General features: G+C 33.0%; 2 protein-coding genes. Both read left to right on the top strand.

From position 1 onward, the window contains the following. The first annotated feature begins 35 nt into the window (after positions 1 to 35). Positions 36 to 185, top strand: coding sequence for a hypothetical protein (locus AFK68_RS36185; protein WP_168186290.1), 150 nt, complete (start codon positions 36 to 38; stop codon positions 183 to 185). Between the two features lie 807 nt (positions 186 to 992). Beyond that, positions 993 to 2,393, top strand: coding sequence for a serine/threonine-protein kinase (locus AFK68_RS02130; protein WP_094671257.1), 1,401 nt, complete (start codon positions 993 to 995; stop codon positions 2,391 to 2,393). Positions 2,394 to 2,536: the final 143 nt, after the last annotated feature.

Below are 2,536 nucleotides of genomic sequence, written 5' to 3'. Positions count from 1 at the left end.
TTTATAGCTCTATAATTTAAAAAGGAGGATTTGCTATGTCAGTAGAACGTGATTTGCAATTACTTTATCAACAAACACAAGAACAGATTAAACAACAAGAATTATTGCTGTATTCACTATATCAACAACGGACTTTTATTCGAGCGCAGATGTTAGAAGAAGCACTAAAACAAGAGCATAAATAATTCAATAATGAATAATTACCTCTTCCTTTTAGGGAGAGGATTGAAAGGAAAATTTTTTCTTGTTTCTCCATGGCGAGTGATAGGCTTTAAACCTTTATTTTTCGGTAATAATTTAGCTTAAGTTATTGTCTTTGCAGAAGGAAGAAGAATTTAAACATTGAGGAAGATGAGTTCATGTAAAACCCAATTAGCTCATCTTCCTCATTAATTATGAAAAAGCTTTTGATTATCTAGGCTAGGCAAATATTGAAGGCAAAAATATCCTAAGTATTTAGCNGCTTTAAACCTTTATTTTTCGGTAATAATTTAGCTTAAGTTATTGTCTTTGCAGAAGGAAGAAGAATTTAAACATTGAGGAAGATGAGTTCATGTAAAACCCAATTAGCTCATCTTCCTCATTAATTATGAAAAAGCTTTTGATTATCTAGGCTAGGCAAATATTGAAGGCAAAAATATCCTAAGTATTTAGCTATTAGCTATCAGCTCGCCTCCTGAGTCATAACTGCGTTAACATTAATAAGACCCTGAACTTAAAAACAAGGTGCAAATAAATATAGAACTTAAGATCAAGGGAGCAGGTTTTTGTAGTAAAATTAAATTTTAGCTTAATTAATAAAGCTTTTATCTAAAACCAAAAGCAATAGCTTATAGCTGACGGCTGTTTGCGCAGCATTCCGTAGGAAATGAAATGCTTACCTTAAAATTAACAGATAGACTTTTCCAAAAATGAAAAATCAAATCAATTCTTATCCATAAATTATCAATTACTTCCTCCTGTTCCCTGTTCTTTGTTCCCTATTTTCTAATATGACTACTTGTACAAATTGCGGACATAAAAATACTATTGCCTCCCGTTTTTGCTCTAATTGTGGTGCTTCTCTAGAGGAAATAAAACCCTCTCAAACAGCATCTACAGAATTAAAACCAGGAAGTAAATTAAGAAATCGCTACATAATTATTCGCCAAATAGGTCAAGGTGGATTTGGCAAAACTTACTTAGCAGAAGATACAGGTAGATTTAATCAAGCAGTAGTTTTAAAACAATTAACTCCCGGAAATAAAGGTACAGAATTTATTCAAAAAGCTGAGGAACTTTTCCAACGGGAAGCAATGACATTACATCGAATTAATCATCCTCAAATTCCCCGTTTCTGGGAATTTATTCGAGAAAATAAATGTTTATTTTTAGTGCAAGATTTTATTGAAGGGCAAACATTAGAATCTTTACTAAATCAACGTCGAAAACGAGGTAATTTTTTTAGCGAAGTTGAAATAACTGACTTTATACGTCAAATTTTACCAGTTTTAAGTTATTTACATGGTCAAGGAATTATTCATCGAGATATTTCCCCTGATAATATTATTTATCGGACAGAAGATAAGTTGCCAGTTTTGATAGATTTGGGTGGAGTAAAACAAATTGCTATTGAGGTTTCTCACAAAGCAGATAGTTCCGAAAATGTTGTTTCTGCTGGTACGAAATTAGGTAAATTTGGTTATGCTCCTGATGAACAAATGCGGTTAGGAATTGTTGCACCTCATAGTGATTTATATGCTTTAGCAGTAACTTGTTTAGTATTAATGACTGGTAAATTTCCCTCAGAATTAATTAATCCCAAAACAATGCAATGGCAATGGAGCCAGGAATTAAAATTAAGTCCGAAATTTGAAGGAATTTTAAATAGAATGTTGGCTTCTATTCCTGGCGATCGCTTCCAGTCGGCAGAGGAAATATTAGCACAATTACAACCTCCAACTCCAGAAATTATTGCACCAACTCAAATAAGTAAAACTGAGTTAAAAAATCAAGAACTTGAGACAAAAACAGCTTTAGTTGCTATTCCAGAATCAGGGAATATTATTCATAGTTCTAATGAGGTGCCAGAAGAAATTCTTGATTGGAGTTGGGGAGGATTTTTATTACCTGGTTTTTGGTGTCTAACTAATCATGTTTGGGTAGGATTAATTGCTTGGATAGATCTAAGTTTGATCACCTTTGGTATGGGATGGTTACTGACAGGAATAGTTCTAGGTTTTAAAGGAAATGAGTGGGCTTGGAAAAGTCGGCAATGGAAAAGTATTTCTGAATTTAAAAAACATCAGAGAATGTGGGCGACTATCTCTTTCTTATTAATGTCGAGTATTGCAATTATTGGAATTTTAGTAATTTTATTTGTGTTTGTTATTGCTGCTATTATTGCTGGATAAATTAATTTGGAATTAGGGAAAAAGAAACAGGGCTGAGATTTTCGGAGAGATTTTACTTCTGCATCTATTCCGGAAGGTCTCTGGTCTACAACTAATAGAGTCACAAAATATTTCCGCATTTCCCTAGCGATAGTACCAAAAAT

It is taken from the genome of Hydrocoleum sp. CS-953 (genome assembly GCF_002260545.1).
In the GTDB taxonomy this organism is placed as follows: domain Bacteria; phylum Cyanobacteriota; class Cyanobacteriia; order Cyanobacteriales; family Microcoleaceae; genus Trichodesmium.
The sequence above is the reverse complement of the archived record's forward strand: the minus strand, read 5'-3'. Positions and strand labels throughout refer to the sequence as shown.